At 74.7% G+C, this 20,250-nt stretch carries 13 protein-coding genes, 4 tRNA genes and 1 riboswitch; of the genes, 6 read left to right on the top strand and 11 right to left on the bottom strand.

Features of this window, described 5'->3' with window-relative positions; translation table 11 throughout:
* Positions 1-76 precede the first annotated feature (76 nt).
* From ACGF07_RS10555 to ACGF07_RS10545, 3 genes are all read right to left on the bottom strand, one after another.
* Positions 77-152: transfer RNA gene (locus ACGF07_RS10555), tRNA-Arg, on the bottom strand.
* A gap of 31 nt (positions 153-183) precedes the next feature.
* A tRNA-Arg gene (locus ACGF07_RS10550) sits at positions 184-259 on the bottom strand.
* A gap of 175 nt (positions 260-434) precedes the next feature.
* Positions 435-525, bottom strand: a tRNA-Ser gene (locus tag ACGF07_RS10545).
* Between the two features lie 177 nt (positions 526-702).
* Here ACGF07_RS10545 and ACGF07_RS10540 point away from each other — a divergent pair.
* The gene (locus tag ACGF07_RS10540; protein ID WP_392897206.1) at positions 703-4,209 is read left to right on the top strand and encodes a PAS domain-containing protein; all 3,507 of its coding nucleotides are present in this window, start codon (positions 703-705) and stop codon (positions 4,207-4,209) included.
* Positions 4,210-4,313: 104 nt separating this feature from the next.
* Here the strand turns inward: ACGF07_RS10540 and ACGF07_RS10535 are convergent, their stop codons facing one another.
* The 3 genes from ACGF07_RS10535 to ACGF07_RS10525 form a co-directional block, all read right to left on the bottom strand.
* A complete protein-coding gene (locus ACGF07_RS10535) occupies positions 4,314-5,972 on the bottom strand; it encodes a long-chain fatty acid--CoA ligase (RefSeq protein ID WP_392897204.1) in 1,659 nt (552 codons plus the stop codon).
* 190 nt (positions 5,973-6,162) lie between these two features.
* Complete coding sequence (locus ACGF07_RS10530; RefSeq protein WP_392897202.1) at positions 6,163-7,419, bottom strand: hypothetical protein; 1,257 nt, start codon at positions 7,417-7,419, stop codon at positions 6,163-6,165.
* A gap of 46 nt (positions 7,420-7,465) precedes the next feature.
* A complete protein-coding gene (locus ACGF07_RS10525) occupies positions 7,466-8,344 on the bottom strand; it encodes a DUF1906 domain-containing protein (RefSeq protein WP_392897201.1) in 879 nt (292 codons plus the stop codon).
* A 152-nt stretch (positions 8,345-8,496) separates the two neighbouring features.
* On the opposite strand from ACGF07_RS10525, the gene ACGF07_RS10520 reads away from it, so the two are divergent.
* Positions 8,497-9,561 carry a DMT family transporter gene (locus ACGF07_RS10520; RefSeq protein WP_392897199.1) on the top strand — a complete coding sequence of 355 codons (1,065 nt, stop codon included), beginning with the start codon at positions 8,497-8,499 and terminating at the stop codon, positions 9,559-9,561.
* Positions 9,562-9,746: 185 nt separating this feature from the next.
* Here the strand turns inward: ACGF07_RS10520 and ACGF07_RS10515 are convergent, their stop codons facing one another.
* The 5 genes from ACGF07_RS10515 to ACGF07_RS10495 form a co-directional block, all read right to left on the bottom strand.
* Positions 9,747-10,523, bottom strand: coding sequence for a pyridoxal 5'-phosphate synthase (locus tag ACGF07_RS10515; RefSeq protein WP_350748173.1), 777 nt, complete (start codon positions 10,521-10,523; stop codon positions 9,747-9,749).
* A gap of 357 nt (positions 10,524-10,880) precedes the next feature.
* On the bottom strand, positions 10,881-11,234 hold the full coding sequence (locus ACGF07_RS10510; RefSeq protein ID WP_392897197.1) for a hypothetical protein: 354 nt from the start codon (positions 11,232-11,234) through the stop codon (positions 10,881-10,883).
* A gap of 431 nt (positions 11,235-11,665) precedes the next feature.
* Positions 11,666-13,030 (bottom strand): FAD-binding oxidoreductase, encoded by a 1,365-nt coding sequence (locus ACGF07_RS10505; protein ID WP_392897195.1) that lies wholly within the window; start codon positions 13,028-13,030, stop codon positions 11,666-11,668.
* Positions 13,031-13,196: 166 nt separating this feature from the next.
* Positions 13,197-13,284 (bottom strand) — tRNA-Ser (locus ACGF07_RS10500).
* A gap of 61 nt (positions 13,285-13,345) precedes the next feature.
* Positions 13,346-15,067, bottom strand: coding sequence for a S1C family serine protease (locus tag ACGF07_RS10495; protein ID WP_392897193.1), 1,722 nt, complete (start codon positions 15,065-15,067; stop codon positions 13,346-13,348).
* A gap of 369 nt (positions 15,068-15,436) precedes the next feature.
* Positions 15,437-15,584, top strand: a riboswitch (TPP riboswitch).
* On the opposite strand from ACGF07_RS10495, the gene ACGF07_RS10490 reads away from it, so the two are divergent.
* The 4 genes from ACGF07_RS10490 (at position 15,577) to ACGF07_RS10475 (ending at position 20,148) form a co-directional block, all read left to right on the top strand.
* Positions 15,577-17,022 carry a purine-cytosine permease family protein gene (locus ACGF07_RS10490; RefSeq protein WP_392897191.1) on the top strand — a complete coding sequence of 482 codons (1,446 nt, stop codon included), beginning with the start codon at positions 15,577-15,579 and terminating at the stop codon, positions 17,020-17,022. Its footprint overlaps the riboswitch before it by 8 nt.
* A 99-nt stretch (positions 17,023-17,121) precedes the next feature.
* The gene (locus ACGF07_RS10485; RefSeq protein ID WP_350742810.1) at positions 17,122-17,946 is read left to right on the top strand and encodes a glycerophosphodiester phosphodiesterase family protein; all 825 of its coding nucleotides are present in this window, start codon (positions 17,122-17,124) and stop codon (positions 17,944-17,946) included.
* A gap of 366 nt (positions 17,947-18,312) precedes the next feature.
* Entirely contained in the window at positions 18,313-18,864 is a 552-nt protein-coding gene (locus ACGF07_RS10480; RefSeq protein WP_350742812.1) for an ATP-binding protein, read from the top strand.
* Positions 18,865-19,164: 300 nt separating this feature from the next.
* A complete protein-coding gene (locus ACGF07_RS10475; RefSeq protein WP_392897189.1) occupies positions 19,165-20,148 on the top strand; it encodes a DUF5926 family protein in 984 nt (327 codons plus the stop codon).
* Positions 20,149-20,250: the final 102 nt, after the last annotated feature.

Below are 20,250 nucleotides of genomic sequence, written 5' to 3'. Positions count from 1 at the left end.
GCCGTCCGCCGCGATCACCGCCGGGCACGGGCCGGAAACGGCAGAAGCCCCCGGCCGTCGGCCGGGGGCTTCTCGCTGGTGCGCTCAGCAGGATTCGAACCTGCAACCTCTTGATCCGTAGTCAAGTGCTCTATCCGTTGAGCTATGAGCGCAAGGAACGGGCGAACCCGATCTTGCGGAGGTTGGTGCGCTCAGCAGGATTCGAACCTGCAACCTCTTGATCCGTAGTCAAGTGCTCTATCCGTTGAGCTATGAGCGCTCGCCCCGGCGAACCGTGCCTCCGGGGCGTTGCGGGGACAACATTACATGACCTGCGACGCAGGACGAAATCGGTTGATCCGACCCCGGCCCCGCCCTCCCCGGGCGGCCGGGGATCCACCCCCGGACATGCGAGGAGCCCCGCCGACAAGATCGTCGACGGGGCTCCCGTGCTGCGGAGGCTGAGGGATTTGAACCCTCGATCAGGAATAACCCCGAAACCGCATTAGCAGTGCGGCGCCATAGACCGGACTAGGCGAAGCCTCCCCACAGGGACCATGCCCGCGCGAGCGGACCCGTTCCGTGTGTCAGTGATGATGCCACAACCCTGGGGTCCGGCACCAACCACCGCCAACGTTACTAGGCGGGTCGTCCCCGTCGCAAAGAAGAATGAGATACTGCCGACTCCGGAGGAGCTGCCCTGAGCCGAGGAGACCTGTCGACGTGAGCAGCAGGCCGATCCGAGGCGCTGCTCGCCTCGCCGCCATACTCGACGCCCTGCCCGACGCGTTGTTGCTGGTGAACAGCAACGGCACCGTCGTGGACGCCAACAGCGCGGCCGTCCAGGCGCTGCAGGCGCCGGGCACCTCACTGGTCGGCATGGGCGTCCTGGGCCTGCTGCCCGAGTTCGACCCCAGCCGGATCCCCGGCTCGATGCGCCCGGCCACCCGCGACGGCGACGCCCTGGACCGCCCGGTCCGGATGACCGCCCACCGCACCGACGGCACCACCTTCCCGGTCGAGGTGTCCGGCAACGACTTCGCCGACGAGGACGGGTACACGCGCTCCCCGCTCGCCCCGTACGACCCGTACCGCGAGGGCTCGCGCTCGCCGTCCTCCTCCGACCTGCTCCTGCTGCTGGTCCGCGACCTCTCCGGCCGGCTCGGCGTCGAGGCCGAGCTGCGCCGCCAGCACAAGCAGACCGAGATGATCCTGCGGGCCGCCGCCGAGGGCGTGCTCGGCGTGGACCTCGAAGGCCGCTGCGTCCTGGTCAACCCCGCGGCCGCGCACATCCTGGAGTACCGGGCGAGCGAGCTGGGCGGCCGTGAGCTGCACCCGCTGATCCAGCACTCCCGGGCCGACGGCACCCCGCTGGCCCTGGAGGAGTCGGCGCTGCTGGACACCCTGACCTCCGGGCGAAAGCACCGGGTGCGGGGCACCGTGCTGTGGCGCAAGGACGGCCGTCCGGTCACCGTCGACCTCACCACCGCTCCCGTCCGGGACGGCGACCAGCTGGTCGGAGCGGTGATGACCTTCACCGACCGCAGCCGCGAGCTCGCCCTCATCGCCCGCAACGAGCACCTCACCGCCGTCCTGGAGAGCGAGCTCGGCGGCGCGCTGACCGCGCTGAACCAGCGGCTGGACGCGCTCGCCGCCGATCCGGCCGGACAGCTCTGGCCGGAGGCCAACTGGACCCTGCGCCGGCTCGCCGAGGAGTGCCGGCGGTTCGGGAAGCTGATCGACGGCGTCCTCGAGCACCAGCGCTCCGAGGCCGGCGAGAACGGCCCGGCGGAGACCAGGAACGCCAGAGCGGACAAGGACGGCGGGGACGCCGAGGACCGCAAGGACGGACGGAAGGCCGCGAAGCGGGTGCCGGTCGGCCTGGACGCGGTGGTCCGCCGGGCCGTCGAGGAGGCCGGCGGGCTGGTCGGCCCGGGCCGGGTGCGGTTCTCCGTGCACGCCGCCGCCGTCGAGGTGATCGCCGACGAGCGGCGGCTCGCCCAGGCGCTGGCCCACCTGGTCGCCGACGTCAGCGGCATCGGGCTGTCGCTGGACGCCCCCACCGCCTCCTCGCCCGGCCTGGCCGTACCCGGTCTGGCCGGCGCCGGGATGCCCGTGCCCGGACTGGGCGCCCCGGGGCTGGGCGGCCCCGCCGCGCCGAGCGCCGCCCCCGAACCGCCGACCGTGGTGCTCGCCGCCGCCCAGCGCGGCGACGTCGCCCGGGTCGAGATCCGCGGCCCCGGCATCGGCGGCAGCCCCGTCCACCTGCCGATAGCCCGCGCGGTGGTCGAGCGCCACGGTGGCGTGCTCCAGCCGCACGAGCTGCCCGGCAAGTCCGGGACGACGTACGTGGTCGAGCTGCCGTTGGACCCGGCCGCCGCGAAGGCCGCCGCCGAGCGCGCGGCCGCCGAGGGCCGCTCCGACCGGCCCAAGGAGGGCGACAGCGCCGTCCTGCCCGAGCTCCCCGGCATCCCCCAGCTGCCCAGCAGCGGCGAGGCGGCAGCCGCCCCGGCGGCCGGGCAGCCCGGCGCCGGGTCCCCGGAGCCGGAGCCGGCACCCGCCGAGGAACCCCCGGTCGAGCGCCGCGGCCGCCGCGGCCGGCCCGCCGCCGCGGAGCAGGCCCCCACCGCTCCCGCCGCTCCCCCGGTTCCGCCGCCTCCCCCCGTCCCTGCGGCCGGCACCGCCCCCGCGGCCCCCGCCGACCAGTGGCCGAACGCCCCCGCCCGGATCGAGCGGGCCGTCCCCGAGCAGTGGAACGGCACGGGCAAGGACCCCGCGTACGGCCGCCAGGGCCTGGCCGGCCCGGACGGGGCGCAGAGCGACCCGTGGGGCAACGACGACGGCAGTTCCGGGCCCGCCTACGCCGTGCCCGTCGAGGGCGCACGCCCCCAGCAGAACCGGCCCGCCGGCCGTGAGCCGCTCGCGCTCGGCCCCGCGCCCTCCGACGCCGCCGCGCCGCCGGACCCCGCCGCTCCCGGTTCCGGCCCCGCCGAGGACGGCGCTGCGGGCAAGCCGCGCCGGCGCCGCGCCCTGCCCTCCGCCGAGGACTCCTCGGGCGGGTTCGCGCTGCCCGGGGTGGCCGACACCCCCGTCTACCCGGGTCTGGAGCACGCCCTGCCCATCGGCCCGGCACCCGCCGCACCCGAGCCGGCCGCCCCGCCGACCGGCCGCCGCCGGCGGCTCTCGGTACCGCCCGGCCCCGCCCCGGAGAACGCGGGCGACCAGGACTCCGCGGGCGCCGCGGGCCCCGGCAGCGCACTGGAGCCCGCCCGCTCCGCCCTGCCCGCGGCCGAAGAGCCGGGCGCCCCGCAGCCGGTGGGCAGCGGCCTGGCCGAGCTCACCCCGCCGCGCCCGCTCGGCGCCGCGCCGGTGGCCCCCGTACCACCGCAGCCGCCGGTGCCCGCAGAGGCGCGGACCGCGCCGCGTCCGATGGCGGAGCTGCCGGCCGCCGGGCCGTCCGGGGCGGAGCAGCCGCAGTCCGGCACCGGTGAGCTGGCCAACGCGCGGCGGCTGCTGGTGTGGCCCGAGCCCGACCCGGCCACCAACCAGGCCCTCCGCTCCCGCGGCTACCAGCCGGTGATCGTCCGCTCCCGCGAGGAGGTGGCCGCCCAGGTCACCGGCTTCCCCGCGGCGCTCTTCGTCGACCCGCTGACCGGCCCGATCACCCGCACCGCCCTGCAGTCGCTGCGCACCGCCGCGCTCGACAACCGCGTCCCGGTGCTGGTCACCGCCGGTCTCGGCCAGGCCACCCGGGACGCCGCGTACGGGGCCGACCCGGCCGTGCTGCTGCGCGCCCTCGCCCCGCGCGACGGCGAGCACCACGCCCCGCGCGTCCTGCTGGTCGAGGGCGACCCGGACATCGCCGCCGCCATGATCAGCAGCCTGGAGCGGCGGGGCATGCACGTCGAGCACGCGACGGACGAGAACGACGCCGTGGCCCGCGCCGCCAGCGTCCAGCCCAACCTGGTGGTGATGGACCTGTTCCAGATCCGCCGCCGCCGGGTCGGCCTGCTGGACTGGCTGCGCGCCAACGACCGGCTGCACCGCACGCCACTGGTGGTCTACACCTCGGTGGACCTCGATCCGCGCGAACTGCCCCGGCTGCGCACCGGCGAGACGGTGCTGTTCCTCGCCGAGCGCTCCACCACCGAGGACGTCCAGTCCCGGATCGTCGACCTGCTCGGGCGGATCGGCGCGATGGGCGAGGCGGGCGTCGCCGCCGCGGGCTGAGCCCGGGCACGCCGAGGGCCGGCCACCCCGGTGGCGGCGGGCTGAGCCCGGGTACGCCGAGGGCCGGCCCCCCGGTCGGGTCGGCCGGCCCCGGCGGTGCGCCGCTACTTGCCGAGCACCGTGACGTCCAGCGCGCCGGCCGCGTACTCGGCCCGGATCACCTTCTTGTCGAACTTGCCGACCGAGGTCTTCGGCACCGACTCGACGATCGCCCAGCGCTCCGGCAGCTGCCAGGAGGCGATCCGCTCGGCCAGGAAGGTCCGCAGCTCCGGCAGCCCGGCGGTCGCGCCCGGGCGCAGCACGACGGTGGCCAGCGGGCGCTCGCCCCACTTCTCGTCCGGGACGGCGACCACGGCGGCCTCCGCCACCTCGGGGTGGGCCATCAGCTGGTTCTCCAGGTCGACCGAGGAGATCCACTCGCCGCCGGACTTGATGACGTCCTTGGCCCGGTCGGTGAGGGTCAGGTAGCCGTCGGCGGTGATGGTGCCCACGTCGCCGGTGCGCAGCCAGCCGTCCTCGGAGAACTTGTCGTCCGGGCGGATCGGGTCCTGCCCGGCGCCGCCGTAGTACGCCCCGGCGATCCAGGGGCCGCGCACCTCCAGCTCGCCGGCCGAGACGCCGTCGTGCGGCATGCGCTCGCCGCCCGGGCCGATCAGCCGGGCCTCGACGGAGGCCGGGAAGAGCCCCTGGGTGATCCGGTACGGCCATTCCTCCTCGGGCGTGAGGCCGCCCGGCGGCTGGGCGAAGGAGCCGAGCGGGGAGGTCTCGGTCATGCCCCAGGCGTGCAGCACCCGGATGCCGTGGCGCTCGTCGAAGGCCTTCATCAGCGACGGCGGGCAGGCGCTGCCGCCGATGACCACCATCCGCAGGCTGGAGGTGTCGTAGTCACCGGCGTCCAGCTCGTCCAGCAGGCCGCTCCAGATGGTGGGGACGGCGGCGCTGACGGTGGGCCGCACTGCGGCGATCATCTCGGCCATCGGCTTGGGCTGGAGGAAACGATCCGGCATGAGCAGGTTGGCACCGGACATGAAGGCGGCGTGCGGGATGCCCCAGGCGTTCACGTGGAACATCGGGACCACCGGCAGCGCGGTGTCGCGCGGGGTGAAGGCGAAGTTGTCGCCGGTGTTGACCTGCATGCAGTGCAGGTAGATCGAGCGGTGGCTGTAGAGCACGCCCTTCGGGTCCCCGGTGGTGCCGGAGGTGTAGCAGAGCACGGCCGCCTGGCGCTCGTCGATGTCCTGCTGCCAGGGGTAGTCGACCGGCCGGTCCGCGATCAGCTCCTCGTAGTCGTGCACGCCGCCCGCGAAGCCCGCCAGCAGCGAGCGGTCGCCGGGGCCGGCCACCACGACGTGCTTGAGCGTGGGCGCCAGCTCCGGGAGCACGGCGGCGAGCAGCGGGAGGACGCTGCCGTTGACGATGATCACGCGGTCCGCGGCGTGGTTGACGATGAAGGACAGCTGGGCGCCGGGCAGCCGCAGGTTGAGCGTGTGCAGCACCGCCCCCATCGCGGGGACGGCGAGGTACGCCTCCAGGTGCTCCGCGTTGTTCCACATCAGGGTCGCGACCCGGTCGTCGCCCGTCACCCCGAGCTCGTCGCGCAGCGCGTGCGCGAGCTGCGCGGCGCGGGCGCCCACCTCGGCGTAGCTGCGGACGACCGGGCCGGCGCCGTCCCAGGTGGTGACGGTGGAGCGGGCGTGGATCGTGGACCCGTGCTCGAGGATCCGGGCGACGGTGAGCGGTACGTCCTGCATCGTGCTGAACACGGGTCCTCCTCGACCTGGCGGCACTGGCGGCTCCTGCGGCGCCCCTACCCGGGGGTAATGCGCGCGGACGTGCCCGATTGTGCCGCCCCGCCCGTCCGCTGTCAGCATCCCGAAGCCGTTGAACGGATCACTGATTCGCCCGGTTTCTCCCGCTCGCCGGCGGGCGCGGCTCAGCGGCGGTCGGGGCGGCTCAGCGGTGGTCGGCGCGGCAGAGCCGGAGCGAGTTGACCGGGTCGGGGGCGTAGGCGGGGTCGAGGACCCAGCCCTCCTCGGCCGCGATGCGCAGCGCGCGGTGGGCGCCGGCGCCGCAGTAGGTGGCGCGGTGGAGCGTGATCCGGCGCAGGAAGGTGCCGTCGGGGGCGAGGAGGGGCCCGTAGCCGTCGGCGGGGCGGGCCAGTTCGCGGGTGGCGTCGCGCTTGAGGATGCGGCGGATGTGCCGGTCCCAGGCGGCAGGGCTGTTGGTGAACTCGGCCTTGAAGGCGCGCGGGCCGACCGTCCAGCGGGCGCCCCAGCGCTCCCAGCGGTCGGGCTCGGGGTGGTTCACCCAGAAGGTGAGCAGGCCGTACACCGGGACGTAGACGATCTGGAGCAGGAAGACGACCGGCAGCAGCAGCGCGAAGCGGGTGGGCTGCGGGCCCCAGGGCGTGCCCGGTGCGGCGGGCGGATCCTGCGGGGAGGGGGCCGCGAGGGCGGCCGGGGCCGGGAAGCGGCGGACGAGCCGGACCTGCTCGGCGTCGGTGCCGTTCGGCACGCCCTGCCAGCCGAACCGCTCGGCGATCCGGACCACGCCGTCCGCGCCGAGGCCCCGGTAGAGGCGCACGGCGAGTCCGACCGACACCTCGCGGCCGAGATCGGGCTGCACCGTCCCGCCGCCGGCGGCGTGGGTCGCCTCCGCGGCGGCGATGCGGCGCTCGAGCAGCGGGGTGACGTAGCGCTCCCAGTCCTCGGGGCGGCCGGTGAGCTCGGCGCGGAGGCGGCGCGGCGGGATGAAGCTGCGGTTGACCCGGACCCAGCCGTCGGAGTCGGGGCCGCCGCCGCTGTAGTCGGCGAGGATCAGCACGACGAAGACGGCCACCAGGCCGAGGATCCAGAGCGGGGCGTAGATCCACTGCAGGAGGAACTGGAGCAGCACGGCGGCGCGGTTGCGGCGCGGCGCCGGGCCGGGGAAGCCGCCCGGCTGCGGCGCGGCCTCGAACCGGGCGGCGGGGTCGGGCCGTCGGGCGGCGTCCGGCTGCTGCGGGGGGACCGGCCGGGGGTACGGGACCGGCTGGGGGTCAGCGGCCGGCTGGGCGTAGGGGTTCGACGCGGCGGCCGGGCGACCGTACGGCTGCTGCGGTGGAACGGGCTGGGCGTACGGGTTCGGTGCGTGCGCGCCCTGCCCGTACGGGTTCTGCTGCGGGGCCGCGCCGTACCCGGGCGCTCCGCCGCTCTCCTGGCCGTTCGTCATTACGCCCCCTCGTGCTGGTCGAGGGGGACACCCTATCGACGGGGGCTCAACCGGCGGCCGGACCGTCGACCTGGTTGCGGTCGACGGTGAGGGCGGCTCCGGCGTAGCTCTCCTGGACGTTGCCGCGGTACTGGTGGACGCGCTGGTGGGCGCCCCAGAGGTCGGGGACGAGCGGGCCGGAGCCCACCGTGTCGGCGCGGTCGTCCCAGTGGGCGTACCAGACGGCGTCGGGGAGCGGGGAGCTGCCGGCCCGGGCGGCGGCGACCAGGTCGGCGATGCCGGAGTCGAGGCTGGAGTAGTAGCCGGAGCGGTAGCCGGCCCGGTGCAGGGCCTCGGTCCAGCCGAGGGCGAAGTCGACCACGGCCTGGCCGCAGGCGGGGTCCCGCATCGGGTAGGACTCGATGTCCAGGTACACCGGGCTGCCCTTGCCGAGGCCGAGCGATCGCATCGCACCCACCGCCTCGGCGGCTTCGTCCCGGCCCTGCCGGACGGCGTTCGCCCGGTCGATCCGCTTGGGCCTGCGGGCGGGGTCGGCGCACGGCGCCTGGAGCCCGACGTGCACCGGCAGGAACCGCCAGCCCATGGCGCGCGCCTGGCGGATCCAGTCGGCGGTGAGCCGGGGCTGGGCGCAGCCGCGCTGGGAACCGCTGACGTAGACGCCGAGCGCCCGGTACGGGGAGCCCGCGCGCCAGGCCCGCAAGGTGTCGAGCGCGGGAGCGCTGCAGGCGTCGAAGGCCGTGCCGCTCCAGTCGTCGCGGCCCGGGGGCGGACCGGACCGGTCGGGGAGGGTGACGGCACGGATCCGCGGGGCAGCGGCCCGGGCGGAGGCTCGGGCGGAGGCCTCGGCGTTCACGCCCGTCCCGTCGGTGGCCAGCAGGAACACGAGGGAGGCGGCGAGGAGGGCCGCCGGGCGGATGTAGCGCATCCGGCCTTGATACTGACGGACCATCGGACGAATGCGCCAACCACGCCGCGGGCCCCGCCGGCGTCCACCCTTTCGGGCGCACCCGTCCGCATCCGTCCCGATTCTGGTAACGAGCTTGCCCGTTTGTCAGTCCTTACGGCAAACTCGTCAGCATGCCCGTCTCCCGTACCAGCGAAACTGCTGCCCCGACCTCGGCCGCCGCCGTCGCCGAGGCCCTTGCCATGCCGCCCGCCCCCAAGGGCGAGCCGGCCGGCGAGCGGGGCAGCTGGCGACGAGGCGGGGAGCCCGGCTCCGCAGCACCCCCCGGAACGGGGGCCGGCCGGTCCACCGGCCGGTTCGGCAAGGTCCTGCGGCGCCCGGAGAGAATCCCGGCGCCGCTTCTCTGTCTGACCGCGATGTTCCTGGTGCAGACCGGCATCGCGCTGTCCAAGCCGCTCTTCGGCCCGCTCGGGGTCAGCGGCACGACGTTCCTGCGGCTGGCCTTCGCGGCGGTCATCCTGCTCGCCGTCACCCGGCCCAGGCTGCGCGACAAGCGCCCGCGCGACCTCGCCGCGGCCGCGCTGCTCGGCGTGGCCTCGGCCGGAATGACCTTCCTGTTCGCCGGGGCGATCGACCGGCTGCCGATGGGCACCGCCGCGACCATCGAGTTCCTCGGCCCGCTCGCCGTCGCCCTGGTCTTCGCCCGGCGCGCCGGCCACCTGCTCTGGGCACTGCTCGCGGCGGCCGGGGTGGCGCTGCTGACCCTGCTCGGCGAGGGCTCCGGCGGCGGCTCGCTCGACCCGGTCGGCCTGCTGTACGCCTTCGGGGCGGCGGCCTGCTACGCGGCCTACATCCTGTTCACCGACAAGGTCGGCGCCACCTTCCAGGGCTTCCAGGGCCTGGCGGTGTCGATGACGGTCGGCGCGCTGACGCTGGCGCCGTTCGGGCTCGGCCAGGCCTGGAACGGGCTGACCGCGCCCGGCGCCTCGCCTCTGGCACTGCTCGCCGCGGCGGCCGGGGTGTCGCTGCTGCTGCCGGTGATCCCGTACGCGCTGGAGATGACGGCCCTGCGCCGGATGCCCCAGCGGGTGTTCAGCGTGCTGGTCAGCCTGGAGCCGGCGGTCAGCGCGCTGGTCGGGCTGGTGGTGCTCGGCCAGCTGCTGGGTGCCGCGCAGTTGGCCGGAATCGGTTGCGTGGTCGCGGCCAGCGTGGGGGCCACGCTGACCGGGCGGCGGTAGGGCCCCGCGCGGGGGCCGCGTCCCGGGCGCTACGGGCGCGCGGCCCCCGGCCGGGAGCGCCGCACGGGGGAGCGGCACGGCCGGGAACGCTACGGGCGGGGGAGCGCCGCACCGGGAACGCCACGGCCGGGGTGCGCTGCCGCTGGGGCGCGCGGCGGCCGGGACGCCCCGGCCGCCAGGGGGCGCTACGGCCAGAGCAGCGTGCGCGACCACTCCGGGCTGCGGACCGGGCCGGTGCGGGTGTAGCGCAGCCGGACGTGCCGGCGCTGCGGGTCGCCCTGCCAGAACTCCACCTCGTGCGCCCACAGGGTGTAGACCGCGTGCCCGGCCGCGACGGCGTCCGGGGTGGCCTCCAGCCGGCGGCGGGCCACCGCCACCGCCTCGTCGTACTCGGTGAGCGCGCCCAGCGGCTCGCTCTGCCGTCCGACCAGCGCGCCGACCCGGGCGGCGGGGGAGCGGGTGGCGAACTCCGCGGCGGCGACCAGGTCGGCCGCCCGCTCGACGGTGCCGCGGACCCGCACCTGGCGGCCCAGCTGCGGCCAGTAGACGGACAGCGCGGCGGCCGGGTGGTCGGCGAGCTGACGGCCCTTGGGGCTGTCGGCGGCGGCGGAGAAGTTCCAGCCGGTACCGGCCGCGTCGACGTCGCGCAGCACCAGCACCCGGGCGTCCGGCACGCCGTCCGCGTCGACGGTCGAGAGGGTGAAGGCCTGCGGGTCCAGCACCCCGGCGTCCAGGGCGGTGGCGAGCCACTCCACGAACAGCGGGCCGGGCTCGGCGGGGGCGGCCTCGTGGTCGAAGGAGGGCAGCGGGCGGGCCATCGGCGGGCGGCCGAGCAGCAGCTCGGGGACGGACCTCGGCTCGGGCCGGTGCTCGTCCGGCGGCGCGGGGCATGCCTCGGCTTCGGGCTCGGGTGCCGACCCGGCCCCGTCCGCACCGGTCAGGTCCTCGTCCTCCGCCGCCATCGCGCGCCCTTCCTTCCGGTTGCCGCGGTCGTCGCGCCGGCCGGGCCGGTCCGTTCCGGGCCCGGGCACGTGGTGCGCTGTCGGAGCGCAACCGTACCGCCGTGGGCCGACGGCTCCCGGCGCGGGCCCTCGGTGACGGCGCCGGGCACCGGACGCGCTCGTGGGCGGTGCCGATGGCGGCACCGCCCACGAGTCCGGTTTCGCGGCGACCCTTTCCGCTTGCCGGTCCATGCGCCCTGTCCGATCCGCACCCGGGCGGAAACCACCCGGGGACTGCTCCGGGCCCTTCCACGGGTGGTCGGTCCACCCGCGGTCGTCCACCTCCGGCGCCCCCGCCGTCGGTGGTGCCCGGGGCGGTCAGTGGGGGACCGGCGCGAAGATGACGTTGATGTTCTTGTTGCCCTGACCGGCCAGGACGTTGCCCGCGTTGTCCTTCGCCGCGAGGGTGTTGGCCTGGTTCGAAGCACCGGCGCCGGTCGCCGTCTGCTGGGTGGAGACGTAGTTGCCGTCGACCCCGCCGAACACGTTGCCCGTGCCGCTGTTGGACACCACGCCGGCGTTGGAGCCGCCCGCAGCACCCGCGCCGTCGTCGGCGGCCGCGGCGCCGGCACCCGCCAGCAGCAGGCCGGCCGCCAATGGGGCGGCGAGCAGAAGGCCGCACACCCGACGGGTGTGTTTGCAAGCCATGTGCACCTCCAAGAAACTGTTCATCGTGCAATCGGAGCACGAGCTGCGGGAGTTCGCCGGCCAGACGAACGCCCGGTGGCTGCGACGCCGGAAGCCAGACTTCCGCAACAAATCGACAAAGCACTAGCCGACGCCGCGTTTTTCGCCCTTTCGCGTGATATCCACTCGGGCCGCGAATACCGGCCTCGGATCCGGACGGGCCGCCGACACACCGCTCCCGACCTGCGATGTCGCCTGAACGACGGCCGATCGGCGACCTGCGCGAAGCGGCGCCCCCCACGTCACCGGAGTCGCCGGTCGCACCACCCCGGCGCAGTCCGGACGTGAACGCGCCCCCGAAAAGTTCGACCACCCTTCCATGTCGACTTTTCAGCCATTCACAGACGATCCGAAAGTCATATGGAAAAGACGGGAAAAATGGCCCATCCAGTGACATTCTCCAGGGGTTTTGAAAATCAGACCATCTTACCCGGATTGAGGATTCCCAGCGGGTCGAAGACCGCCTTCACCTGCCGCTGGAGGTCCAGGGCGACCGGCCCCAGCTCACGCGCCAGCCACTCCCGCTTGAGCAGCCCGACGCCGTGCTCACCGGTGATCGTGCCGCCCAGCTCCAGCCCGAGCGCCATGATCTCGTCGAAGGAGCGCTGGGCCCGGACCGCCTGCTCCGCGTCCGCGGCGTCGAAGATCACGATCGGATGGGTGTTCCCGTCCCCGGCGTGGCTGACCACCCCGATGGTCAGGTCGTGCCGTCCGGCGATCTCGGCGACGCCGTTCAGCATCTCGGCCAACCGGGAACGCGGCACCGCCACGTCGTCGATCATCGTGGTGCCCAGCCGGTCCATCGCGGGCAGCGCCAGCCGCCGGGCCGCCAGCAGCAGGTCCGACTCCGCCTGGTCCTGGGCCGGCACCACCTCGGTCGCCCCGGCCTCCCGGCACAGTGCGGCCGCCCTCGCCAGCTCCGCCTCCCGGTCCGGCCCGTCGAAGGCCACCAGCAGCAGCGCCCGGGTCGACTCCGGCAGACCCATCCGCCCCATTTCGTTGACGGCCCGCACCGAGACCGCGTCCATCAGCTCCATCAGCGACGGGGTCAGTCCGCGCGCCATCACCTCGCACACCGCCGCCCCGGCCGCGTCCGCGCTCGGGAACTCCGCCGCCAACGCCAACTGCGGAGCCGGCGCGGGCCGCAGCGCCAGCACCGCCCGCACCACGACCCCGAGGGTGCCCTCCGAGCCGACCAGCAGCCGGGTGAGGTCGTACCCGGCCACGCCCTTGGCCGTCCGGCGCCCGGTGGAGAGCAGCCGCCCGTCCGCCAGCACCACGTCCAGCCCGAGCACGTACTCGGCGGTGACCCCGTACTTCACGCAGCAGAGGCCGCCCGCGCCGGTGCCGATGTTGCCGCCAATCGTGCAGGACTCCCAGCTGGACGGGTCCGGCGGGTAGTACAGCCCGAACTCCCCCACCGCACGCGACAGTTCGGCGTTCACCACACCGGGCTCCACCACCGCGATCCGGTTCACCGGGTCGATCTCCAGGATCCGGTTCAGCTTCACCAGGGACAGCACGACGCAGCCGTCCACCGCGTTCGCCGCCCCCGACAGCCCGGTCCGCGCCCCCTGGGGCACCACCGGCACCCGCAGCTCGGTCGCCGTGCGCAGCACGTGCTGCACCTGCTCCACCGTCTCCGGGAACACCACCACCGCGGGCGTGCCCGCGGCGCAGAAACCGGCCATGTCGTGGCTGTAGGCGGCGGTCACACCGGGGTCCACCACGACGGCCTCCGCCGGGAGGCCCTGCGCCAGCCGGTCCGTCAGGTCACCCATCGCCGCCTCCGCTCCGCGCCCACCCGCCCCCGCCCTCCGCACTCTGCCCCGAGGGCAGGGGGTGGGCAAGTGGGCCTCGGCCCGCCCGGAAGCCGGCCCCGGAAACACCGAGGGCGGGTGCCGAGTGGTCTCGGCACCCGCCCTGTGCAGGTGGTTCTCCTACCGGCGGAGAGCGTGGGATTCGAACCCACGGTGACGGGTCACGCCACGACAGTTTTCAAGACTGTTCCCTTAGGCCGCTCGGGCAGCTCTCCAGGCGGAGGTCAGCCTAACGGGTCCGGCGGGGTTCGGTGCACACGATTCCGCGCGCCCCGGTCACTGGTCCCCGTCCCGCTGGCCGAGGGTGACCTTGGTGGTGAACGTCTGGCCGTTGCGGGTGTACTCGACGTCGACGGTCTCGCCCGGCTTGTGCGTCCAGATCCGGCTGACCAGGGCGGGACCGTTCTCGATCGGCGCGCCGCCGAGCTTGGTGATCACGTCGCCCGGCTTGAGGCCGGCCTTGTCGGCCGCGCCGCCGGGGGTGACGGCCGGCTGGCCCTGGATGTCGCGGGTCTGGATCTGCGCGCCGTCGCCCTTGTAGTCGTCGTTGCGCAGCACGTCGAGCTTGGCGTAGACCGGCTTGCCGGTCTTGATCAGGGTGTCCGCGACCCACTTCGCCTGGTTGATCGGGATGGCGAAGCCCAGGCCGATGCTGCCGGCCCGGCCGTTGGCGGAGGCGTTGGACTGGATCGCCGAGTTGATGCCGATCACCGCGCCGCTGGAGTCGAGCAGCGGGCCGCCGGAGTTGCCGGGGTTGATCGAGGCGTCGGTCTGCAGGGCGTTCATGTAGGAGGCCTGCGAGCCGGTCTCGTCACCCGAGGCGACGGGGCGGTCCTTGGCGCTGATGATGCCGCTGGTGACGGTGGACTCCAGGCCGTACGGCGCACCGATCGCGATCGTGGCGTCGCCGACGTTGACCTTGTCGGAGTCGGCCAGCGCCAGCGGGGCCAGCTTGTCCTTCGGCGGGTTGTCGATCTTGACCACGGCGACGTCGTAGCCCTCGGCGTGGCCCAGCACCGAGGCGCTGTACGACGAGCCGTCGGCGAACTTGACGGTCAGTTTGCCGCCGCCGAGGGTCGGGGCGACGACGTGGTTGTTGGTGAGGATGTGGCCCTCGGTGTCGAAGACGAAGCCGGTGCCGGTGCCCGACTCGGTGCTGCCCTGCGCCTTGATGGTGACGACGCTGGGCAGCGCCTTCTGCGCGATGGCGGCGATCGACCCGGGGGCGGGCTCGTTCTTCTGGGTGTTGCTGGCCTGGACCGTGGTGCTGCGGTGGTCGTTCGCCGAGCTGCTGCTGTCGTTGCGGTCGGCGGCGACCACGCCGATCGCGCCGCCGGCCACACCGGCGACCAGTGCCACCGCCGCGAGCAGGGCCACCAGGCCGCCGCGCTTCCTGCGCGGGCCGCCGGGGCCACCGGAGTGGTCGGCCGGGTAGCCGAGCGGGCCGCCGGGGCCGCCCGGGTAGCCCGCACCGCCGGAGGTGGCGTCGTGGCCGGCGCCCCAGCCGCCGAGCGGCTGGCCGGCGCCGAACGGGTGGTGGCCGTGCTGGGCCGGCGCACCGCCGGGCCCGGCACCGTACGGCTCGTGCGCGCCGGCGGCGGGCACGCCGTGGGAGGGGGTCGCGTACGGGTTGGAAGCCGGCGGCAGGGCCGGAGCGACCGGGGCCGCGGGCGACGCCGCCGGGGCCGCGGCCGGCGGCGCGGGCGGCAGGACGGGCGGCGGGGCGTCGACGTAGCCGGTGGCCGGGTCGACGGCGGGCGCCGCCGGGGCCTCGGGCGCGGGGACCTTGGTGAAGGCCATGGTGGGCTTGTGACCGCCCTCGGCCGAGGTGCCCTCGGGGGCGGCGCCCTCGGCTGCGGTCGGCGCGGGCCCGGCCTCCGGCGCCGGGACCCGGCTGAACGCCATGGTCGCCCGGTGCCCGCCCTCGGCGGCGTCGGCCGGAGCCGGATCGGCGGCCGCCGGCCTCGCCTCGGGCTCGGGGACCCGACCGAACGCCATGGTCGGCTTGTGACCTCCCTGAGCGGTGCCTTCGGGAGCGGCCCCTGCCGCCTCCTGGGGACCCGCGGGCTGCTCCCCCTGCGGCCCGGTGGGCCCAACCTCGCGCTCGGTGCTCACGGACGACCTCCATAGCTGACAGAACCAAGGACCATAGTTTTTCGCACCATCGATTCGATTGCCGTAAGGACCCCTCTGAAGAACTCATAAGAATCCTTAGCCGGTGCCGACGACAGCGCCGGAGCCGGCTTCCACGGCGGCGCCGGCGGCGGCGGTCGAGGGACTCCCCTCCCCCCGTCCGGGCGTTCCGCGATGCGGACGGCCCACCCGTGGCCTTGGCGTTCGTACCCTCGCCGGTTAGCCTGTCGCTCACAACTGACACGCGGGAGCTTGGACCGACCAGGCTGAGAGTGCGCATGTCGACGGTACGCCAAGCAGTAGCGGGCGGACCGTCGAGGGGGCGCTGACCGCCGGAACCTGTCCGGGTAATGCCGGCGTAGGGAGTATCGGCCATGCCGCCTGCTTCGCCATCCTCTTCTTCGAACGCCTCCGCGTCCAAGGATTTCCTTGATCGTCCCGGGGGCCCGGACGCGCGCCGGGACACGGACCCGGCCAACGCCGCCACCGCCACCGCCACCGAACGGGTCGAGGCGCCGCTGGTGCTGGACACCGAGCCGCCGCGCACCCTGCGCTTCCGGGACCACTTCGCGCTCTGGATGAACCTGGGCGTCAGCCTGATCGGCTTCTCCACCGCCGCCACCGTGCTCGGCGAGAAGGGCAGCGAGCTGTCGCTGGCCGCCGCGGTGACCGCGATCGTGACCGGTACGGCCGTCGGCACCGCGATGCTCGGCGTGGCCGCGCTGATCGGCGCCCGCACCGGTGCCCCCGCGATGGCCAACCTGCGCGGACTGTTCGGCACCCGGCTGTCCTACCTGCCGACCGTGCTGAACATCGTCCAGTGCATCGGCTGGGGCGTGTTCGAGCTGCTGACCATCACGGCGGGCGCGCAGACCGTCGCCCACACGAGCGGCTACCGCTGGCTGTTCGTGCTGCTCGCGGGCGCGCTGACCACCGCGCTGACGATCTGGCCGCTGGGCGCGATCGCGGTGCTGCGCCGCTTCGTGGCCGGTGCGGTCGCCGTCGCGATGGTGTACTTCACCGTCCAGCTGGGCCGCCAGGGCGTGCCCGACCCGGGCGCGGGCAACTGGCACGGCTTCCTGGGCGCCACCGACGCGATGATCGCGGTGTCGATCTCCTTCGTACCGATGGCCGCCGACTACACCCGGCACTCCCGCACCGCGCGCTCGGCCTTCTGGGGCAGCTTCTCCGGCTACACCGTCGCCCAGGTCTGGTGCTACGTGCTCGGCCTGATGGCGCTGCTGCAGTCCGACGGCGACCCGAGCCGGATGTTCGACTCCTTCCTCGGCGTCTGGGCCGGCTGGCTGTTCCTGCTGGTGCTGGTGGTGCGGGAGACCGACCAGTCCTTCGCCAACGTGTACTCGACCGCGATGTCGCTGCAGAACCTGCTGCCGCGGGTGGACCGCCGGGTGCTGAGCGGCGGGATCGGCGTGCTGACCACCGTCCTCGCGCTGCGGATCGACAGGTTCACCGACACCTACAACAACTTCCTCGGGCTGATCGGCTCGGTGTTCGTCCCGCTGCTCGCGGTGCTGGCGGTGGACTACTTCCTCGGCGCCGGCCGGCACGGCTGGGACCTCTCCGACACGGCGCCGTCGCGCTGGCTGATGCTGCTGCCGTGGGCCCTGGGCTTCGCGGTCTACCAGTTCATCGCGCCGACCGCGGTCGCCGCCTGGTGGACGGACTTCTGGACCTCGGCACAGCAGGCGCTGCACTTCACCCCGCAGGAGTGGACCTCCGCCTCGCTGTTCGCCTTCCTGGTACCGGCCCTGGCGACCTGGGCGCTCACCCCGCTGACCCGGCGCGCCGCGCGGAGCTGAGGCGCGGGGGGCGGAGCTGAGGCGCGGGAGGCGGAGTCGGCCCCGGGGATTGGGACCGCCTTCGCCTCCGCTTCACCTGCGCCGCCTATCGTTGGGGCCGTGACCAGCCCAGACCTGTCCTCGACGCAGGCGCGCACCGCGCCCTCCGTCCAGGTGATCGCCCACCGCGGTTCCTCCCACGCCCTGCCCGAGCACACCCTCGCGGCCTACCGGCGCGCGCTCGACGAGGGCGCGGACGCCGTCGAGTGCGACGTCCGGGTGACGGCCGACGGCGAGCTGGTCTGCGTGCACGACCGCCGCATCGGCCGGGTGTCGAACGGCCAGGGCACCGTCTCCGCGATGACGCTGGCCCAGCTGGAGGCGTACGACTTCGGCGCCTGGAAGACCGGCCGCCCCAGCACCGACCCCGAGCTGCGCGGCGTGCTGCGGCTGGAGCGCCTGCTGGAGCTGGTGGTGGACTGCGGGCGCCCGGTGGACCTGGCGATCGAGACCAAGCACCCGGTGCGCTTCCGCGGCCGGGTCGAGGCCGAGCTGCTGCGGATGCTGGAACGGTTCAAGATCGGCGCGAGCCGGGAGGGCGACCGCCCGTCCGCCCGGATCATGAGCTTCTCCTCGATCGCGCTGAACCGGGTGGCCCTCGACGCGCCGGAGTACCAGCGGGTGTTCCTGTTCGAACGGATGCTGCCGCTGCTGGGCCGTCTGCGGCCGGGCGGTCCGCTGCCGGGCGGGGCCCGGATCGCCGGTCCGGGCATCGACCTGGTCCGGGCCCGGCCGCAGCTGGTCACCCGGCTGCGGGAGCTGGGGCACCAGGTGCACGTGTGGACGGTGGACGAGCCGGCCGACGTCGAACTCTGCCTGGAGCTGGGGGTGTCCGCGATCATCACCAACCGGCCCGCCGAGGTGCTGGCGCAGCTCGGGCGGTGATCGTCCGGCGATCGCCCGGTGATCGTCCGGCGGGGGGAACGGTGGTCGGGCGGTGCTCGGGCGGTGCTCGGGCGGCGGGCCGGGGACCGGGCCGGACGAACGTGATCCCTCCGGTCGGCAGCCAAACCTTCCGTGCACGGTTTTGCCGGAATTCCTGCTGTCGGCGCGACGGAGGGTGAGCACGGAATGACCTCTCGTCGACCCTGAGTCGCACCGCCGGAAATGGACCCCCGGGATCCTCCGGCGGTCGTTTCCAACGCATTACCAAGGGGCATCCATCCCTCGGCATACGCTGAAGGAGGTCCGGGGGTGGCGTTGATGGTGGCGCGTTCGGTGCCCGCAGAAGTCGGGCCGACTTCTTCGACCATGGCAGTACCGCACTGTCCGGCGAGTGTCGGCGTCGCCCGGCGCAGGCTGCGTCGGGACCTGGGGGAGCGGCGGATACCCGAGCCGGTGATCGACGACGCCGTCCTGGTCCTCTCCGAGCTGTTGAGCAACGCCTGTCGGTACGCCCGCCCGCTCGGTCCGCTCCCCGCCCTCGGCCGCGGGGCCCGGGCCGAGGTGGTGGACCAGCTGCTGGTCGGCGTCCCCTCCGGGCCGCACCCTGCGGTGGACGGCCGGGAGCACGGCGAGGGCACGGACGGCTCGGACGGACCGGACGGCGGGGTGCTGGTCCGCTGGCAGGTGCACGCGGACGGCGTGCTCACCCTGGAGGTCACCGACGGCGGCGCGGCCACCCGGCCGCTGCCCGCCAGCCCCTCGCTGACCTCGCGCGGCGGCCGCGGCCTGAGCATCGTCGACCAGCTGGCCGGCGACTGGGGGGTGCGCGACGCGCCCGGCGAGGTGACGGTCTGGGCAGCACTGCCCACCCGGGCCCGGCACGCCCGGCGCACCGGCGGCGACGCGCGCAGCGCCTGACGCGCCGTCCCACGGCCACCGCTCTCCTGCCGCCGGCCGCCGACCGCGCACCGGCGGACCAGGCGCCCGTACGTCGGCCACATGCCTGCGGACCGGACGCCCGTACGGCGGGCCGCACACCGGCGGACCAGGCGCCCGTACGGCGGGCCGCACACCTGCCGACCGGACGCCCGTACGGCGGGCCGCACGCCTGCCGACCGGACGCCCGTACGGCGCCGGCCCCGACGCGTTCCCGCGTGCCCGGGGAACGTCAGTAGGCTTCCCGGAGCAAAGGACCACCGTTCCCGGGAGAGCCGCACCATGGGCAAGAAGGCCGCCAAGAAGGCGCCGCAGCGCCAGTCCACCACCGCCGTCGCGGGCGAAATCCCCGTGGTCGGGGCCCGTGAGAACTGCCCCTGCGGCTCCGGCCGCCGCTACAAGGCCTGCCACGGCCGGGAGGCCTCGCACGCGGTGCAGGAGCTGGTGCACCGCCCGTTCGAGGGCCTGCCGGGCGAGGCCGACTGGGTGGCGCTGCGCGAGCTGGTGCCGGCCGCCACGGCGCCGCTGACGCTCGCGCCCGGGGTCGCCGAGACCGCCAACGGCGACGTCCCGTCCGTCACCCTGGCAACCGTGCTGCCGCTGGCCTGGCCGGCCCTGCGCCGCCAGGACGGCTCGATCCTGCTCGGCCTCCAGACCCAGTCCGCCTCCGGCGACCTCAGCCGGGACCTCGCGGACGCCCTGGAGCTGGCCCTGGCCACCGAGCCCGGCACCCCGGTGCCGGCCCGCCGGACCGTGCCGGGCGGGCGCCGCCTCCAGGACCTGCTGGACACCACCGCCGAGTTCACGCCCACCGTGCACACCGGCTTCGAGTTCTGGCTGGAGGACGCCGAGACCGCCACCGGCGAGGTCGCCGCCTCGCTGGAGCGCGCCAACGCCTCGGCCATCCCGACCGAGAAGCTGGCGGGCCTGGACGCCGCCTACTGGTGCGGCACCCCGGACAAGAACCACCTGCGCTGGGTGATGACCGTGCCCGAGGAGAAGCTGCTGGACGCGCTGGCCCGGCTGAACGCCGCCGGCGAGGCCTCGCTCGGCCCGGACACCCGCCTGGTCGGCTCCTTCCGGGCGCACGGCCTGACCGTCCCGGTGTGGGACCTCCCGCTCGCCATGACCGCCACCGACTGCGAGAAGCCGGCCGCGGAGTTCGCCGAGCGCCTCTCGGCCGTCCTCGCCGACGGGACCCCGCTGACCGCCGAGGAGCGGCGCGCCCGCGCGAACCTGGTGAACCGTCAGGTCACCTTGAACTAAAGCCCGCTGGATTCGGGTGATACGCGTCACATTGTCGCCATGAAGGGGCAATTTCCGGCCCTGGAGGGCCTCTTGGAAATTGGCGCGGGCGCGGATCCTTGT

This window comes from Kitasatospora sp. NPDC048194 (assembly GCF_043202455.1).
Taxonomy (GTDB): Bacteria; Actinomycetota; Actinomycetes; order Streptomycetales; family Streptomycetaceae; genus Kitasatospora.
Note: the sequence above shows the minus strand (reverse complement) of the source record. Positions and strands in the feature narration are given on the sequence as shown.

What these genes read in the sequence shown, in the direction of transcription:
- ACGF07_RS10515 (WP_350748173.1), bottom strand. Translation starts at nt 10,523, where the DNA reads ATGGCGGCGGAGGACGAGGACCTGACCGGTGCGGACGGGGCCGGGTCG.
- ACGF07_RS10495 (WP_392897193.1), bottom strand. Translation starts at nt 15,067, where the DNA reads ATGGCGTTCGGTCGGGTCCCCGAGCCCGAGGCGAGGCCGGCGGCCGCC.
- ACGF07_RS10520 (WP_392897199.1), top strand. Translation starts at nt 8,497, where the DNA reads ATGCCCGTCTCCCGTACCAGCGAAACTGCTGCCCCGACCTCGGCCGCC.
- ACGF07_RS10480 (WP_350742812.1), top strand. Translation starts at nt 18,313, where the DNA reads ATGGCAGTACCGCACTGTCCGGCGAGTGTCGGCGTCGCCCGGCGCAGG.
- ACGF07_RS10525 (WP_392897201.1), bottom strand. Translation starts at nt 8,344, where the DNA reads ATGCGCTACATCCGCCCGGCGGCCCTCCTCGCCGCCTCCCTCGTGTTC.
- ACGF07_RS10505 (WP_392897195.1), bottom strand. Translation starts at nt 13,030, where the DNA reads ATGGGTGACCTGACGGACCGGCTGGCGCAGGGCCTCCCGGCGGAGGCC.
- ACGF07_RS10475 (WP_392897189.1), top strand. Translation starts at nt 19,165, where the DNA reads ATGGGCAAGAAGGCCGCCAAGAAGGCGCCGCAGCGCCAGTCCACCACC.
- ACGF07_RS10530 (WP_392897202.1), bottom strand. Translation starts at nt 7,419, where the DNA reads ATGACGAACGGCCAGGAGAGCGGCGGAGCGCCCGGGTACGGCGCGGCC.
- ACGF07_RS10490 (WP_392897191.1), top strand. Translation starts at nt 15,577, where the DNA reads ATGCCGCCTGCTTCGCCATCCTCTTCTTCGAACGCCTCCGCGTCCAAG.
- ACGF07_RS10510 (WP_392897197.1), bottom strand. Translation starts at nt 11,234, where the DNA reads ATGAACAGTTTCTTGGAGGTGCACATGGCTTGCAAACACACCCGTCGG.